Origin of the sequence: Mesorhizobium sp. M0598 (genome assembly GCF_040320865.1) — a bacterium.
GTDB lineage: Bacteria > Pseudomonadota > Alphaproteobacteria > Rhizobiales > Rhizobiaceae > Mesorhizobium.
The window spans coordinates 1-3,926 of the sequence record NZ_JAMYQL010000083.1; the positions used below are offsets into that span (position 1 = coordinate 1).

Here is a 3,926-nt window from a genome sequence, read left to right on the forward strand (position 1 = left end):
CCACATTCGGCGCTCGGATACATCACGCCTGCGGCTTATGCCGCCAATCTCACCGCAACGGACGATCGGCTGCGCAACCCCGACCAGCTCCGCCGATCACCCGCTGCTCAACCCGCGCCATACGGCGTAAAACCCGCCGAGGCTCTAACTGCAGCCGGATGAAAATTCAGTGGCAGGTCATCTGCCATCAGATCCACAATCTTGTGCGCTTTGCGAGAAAATTTGGTTCTTACCTCATTGCACGAATTGAGGACAGTGTTTTTGCAAATCAATCATTTAGCCCAACGCTTCGTCGGTTGGCACATCCCTTGCGGCGATGTGAACATATACGTCAAAACTCAATCGGAGGAGCCCATAATGTCGCGTCAGATGAAGTTCGTAGCGTTTCTCATGGCGGGGCCCACTTCCCATCACCATGCCATGTGGCGCCATCCGCAAACAGAGAACAGGTTTCTCGACCCAGCGTTCTGGGAAACACTGGCGCGAACGCTCGAGGCCGGCAGATTTGATGCATTCTTCTTCGCCGATGTTCTGTCTTTTTATAACGAAACCGTCATGGCGCGGGGCGGTCAGATGTCGCTGCTCGATCCTGTCCCGCTTGTCGCGGTGATGGCACGGGCAACGTCGCGCATCGGGCTCGGTGTGACAATATCGACAAGTTTCCAGGAGCCCTATGCGATAGCCCGCGTGCTTTCCTCGCTCGATGTCCTCAGCGGCGGCCGCATCGCTTGGAATATCGTGACTTCCGCAATCGAAAGGGAGGCGCAGATTTTTGGCAAGGACGCGCTCCTGCCGCGTAGTGAACGCTACGACCGTGCCGAGGAGGTCCTGAAAGCCTGTCTCGACTTGTGGACGGGGTGGCCCGACGGTGCGCTCGTCCTCGACAAGGAAAGCGGCGACTTTATTGATGAGGTAAAGATGCGCCGCACCGAGATCACTGGGAAATACGTCGGGGCAACGGGCGTGTTCACCGTCCCGCCGAGCCCTCAGGGCCACCCGGTCATTATGCAGGCCGGATCGTCACCGCGCGGCCGCGATTTTGCCGCGAGCTACGCCGAGCTTGTCTTTACGCTTCAACATTCGTTGCCGGACATGCAGGAATTCTATGCCGACCTGAAGGGTCGCGTTGATAGGGCGGGGCGGAATCCCGACGATTGCGCCATTCTCGTTTCGGTAGATCCGATCATTGGCGAAACAGAATCCATTGCCCGCGAGAAGCAAGCTTACATCAATGACTTGGTCAATCCTCAGCTCGCTATCCCCTTCATGTCGGCCCATACGGGCCTCGATCTGTCGCAATATCCCGTAGACCAGCCAATTAAGGACATCCCGGCAGAAACCGGATCTCGCGGCTCCTTCGATGTCATTCTTCAAGGCACCAAGGCCAGCAATCTCACACTCGGCGAAGTGGCCAAGCGTTTTGCTATAAGCGAGCTTTGCCCGCAAGTCGTCGGCACGCCCGAGAACGTGGCTGACGAGCTTCAGGAGTTCTTCGAAAATAAGGGATGCGATGGCTTTATCGTGACGCCCACAGAGATGCCGGGCTCCTTCGAGGCCTTCACGCGATCGGTCGTCCCAATCCTTCAGAAGCGCGGTTTATTCCGTAAGGAGTATCCGGGCTCAAGTCTGCGAGAAACGATCAAGGCATAGTCAGTGCGGTATTTTTCTTTCACCTCAAAGCGGGGGGATGAATTCGAACACCCTTCCCATCATCGAACCGCTGGTTCCAGCCCGCGACCGCCCGACATCGTTTTCGCTCCACCGAAGGCAACGCCTATGCACGTCATATGCGATGAATACCGACCGCCACAAAGCGGCCTTGGCTAGTTTCTTTTCAACTTTCGAGAGGATTCAAATGCGCCGACGAAAAATAGTAGCTCTACTACCGGTGGCATTTGACCAGAGTTCTACTTTCTTGAGCGAGGCTGACAACTTCGCAGATGTCGTCATCACTCAAAGCGCGGACGACGCAATACGAGAGTTACAGGATGCTGAAGGGTTCTTGCTCTGGGACATTTTTAACCCAGTAATCCGCAACAATCCATTACCTCCAAAACTCGAATGGATCCATATCGCTGGCGTGGGGGTTGATGCCGCCCTTTCGAGTGACCTAGCATCTTCGGAGATCGTGGTAACCAATACGCGCGGGGTTTTTGAATATCCGATAGCAGAATATGTTCTTGGGTTACTGCTGATGGTGGCAAAAGATTTTCGAAACACCATAAAATTTCAGCATGCCAAGGAATGGAAAAGGAGAGAGACCCTTCCGCTTCGGGGGCAAACTGTGGTCTTGATCGGGCCGGGCGCGATTGGCTTGGAAATTTTTAACCTACTAAACGCAGTAGGGGTAAATGTAATTGCGGTCGGACGTCGCCAAGTTATGAATGACCCTCTCTTCGGGCGCAGGCACTCCATGGAGGAACTAGAATATCTCCTTCCTGAAGCAGACGCAGTCATTCTATCTTTGCCGCTAACTTCGGAGACTGCGGGAGTTATGAACACGACGAGGTTTTCACAAATGAAGCCTGGCTCATCTTTCATTAACATCGGCCGTGGCGGCTTGGTGGACGAGCACGCATTGCTTGACGCACTCAAAGATGGTCGGATAAGGAGCGCTTTGCTTGATGTTTTTGCCGTGGAACCGCTACCGAAGGGTCATCCTTTCTGGAGTATGGATCAGGTGTTCGTGTCACCTCATATGTCGGCGGACCTCCATGGCTGGCGAGTCCATGTCGTAGCAAAGTTCATCGAAAATCTTGAGCGCTGGGTGACAGGACAGCCGCTGGAGAATGTGGTTGACAAAACTATTCGCTTTAGGTGAAAAGCAATTGCACACTCCTACTACTACTGCGAAGCGCTGGGACCTGTTTCAAATTGTGCGTTTCTAAGCAGTGCTCTTCAACCCGAGAAGTCGGGATATGCGCCCAAAACCACGGCAGCGGACGCGCTCGCGCTCTGGTCGGGAGCGATTGCGCTCGCCGGCAGGCACGGCGAAGCTTATCTTGCCTCTCGCCGTCTGCCGGCGACGTTGCCAACTTTGCGCTTTCTGCCGGATTATCGATTGGGAAAGAGGTGCTTTCCAGCGTAAGCGCGTAGGCATCCCCACGTAGCGTGCAGGCGGTTGATCGCTCATTTTCAGCATGAATCATGCGGAGAATCCTGTGAGCGACAGTATGAGCCATCATCGAACATTCGAGATTTTGACGGCGGAGCCTGTGCCGTCCCGACGCAAGCCGCGCCATCGGTCGGACGAAGAGAAGGCACGGCTTGTCGCCGAAGCCTTCTCGCCAGGGGGTAATGTGTCGGCAGTTGCGCGTTCCGAGGGGCTGAACGCCTGTCCGAGCGGCGGACCTGCCCCGTCCTCAGTCGCAAGATGATCCGCTACCAGTCCCGTTGTTAAACCCCGTCGCCATTCCTGAGAAAACGTCAGGCAACCAACACTTACTGTCGTGTCTGTCGAATCCGCGACACGTTTTCGGCCTGGGTGCCTGCTGCGCTTCGGGTCAAGTCATTGTGCAAAACTCAGAAAAATATTTCTAAGGCTCCCTCGGCGCAATTGGCATGATTTTTGAGGAGTCCTCTTCGTGAAACGCGACACGCACTGGTGTTCGCCTGGGAGGATTCGGATGGTCACTTGTAGCCAGAGCTTCTCGGAGCCACTCAACGTCCAGTTGCCGCGAATGACATTCCGAAGACCGGCGGAGATTAATGCAGCCGATGTATGGGAAATAATCGCGAAGTGTCCGCAACTAGACCGCAACTTGCTGTATTACGAGCTGCTGCTTGCAGTGATTTCGCCGCCACCTGCGGGCTTGCTGAGGGGGATGGTGAGGTGGTTGGCTGGTTGTCGGCCTACCCGCGGCCGAGCGACCGCTCCACGGTCTGCATTTGGAATTGCTGTGCAACCTAAGCTACGCAACATGCGC

Annotated in this window: 3 protein-coding genes and 1 pseudogene; all 4 read left to right on the forward strand. The window is 55.3% G+C overall.

Translation table 11 applies throughout. The annotated features are described in order from the left end of the window. Positions 1 to 162 (forward strand): annotated as a pseudogene (locus NKI59_RS34635) (IS3 family transposase); the annotation flags it as partial. Between the two features lie 195 nt (positions 163 to 357). After that, a complete protein-coding gene (locus NKI59_RS34640) occupies positions 358 to 1,650 on the forward strand; it encodes an LLM class flavin-dependent oxidoreductase (RefSeq protein ID WP_352709020.1) in 1,293 nt (430 codons plus the stop codon). Positions 1,651 to 1,792: 142 nt separating this feature from the next. Then, positions 1,793 to 2,821 carry a D-2-hydroxyacid dehydrogenase gene (locus NKI59_RS34645; RefSeq protein ID WP_352709021.1) on the forward strand — a complete coding sequence of 343 codons (1,029 nt, stop codon included), beginning with the start codon at positions 1,793 to 1,795 and terminating at the stop codon, positions 2,819 to 2,821. A 36-nt stretch (positions 2,822 to 2,857) separates the two neighbouring features. Next, a complete protein-coding gene (locus tag NKI59_RS35255) occupies positions 2,858 to 3,088 on the forward strand; it encodes a DUF7146 domain-containing protein (RefSeq protein WP_502901157.1) in 231 nt (76 codons plus the stop codon). The last annotated feature ends 838 nt before the right edge of the window (positions 3,089 to 3,926 follow it).

Excerpts from the sequence above, each read along its gene's own strand:
- NKI59_RS34640 (WP_352709020.1), top strand. The coding sequence starts at position 358 with ATGTCGCGTCAGATGAAGTTCGTAGCGTTTCTCATGGCGGGGCCCACT.
- NKI59_RS34645 (WP_352709021.1), top strand. The coding sequence starts at position 1,793 with ATGAATACCGACCGCCACAAAGCGGCCTTGGCTAGTTTCTTTTCAACT.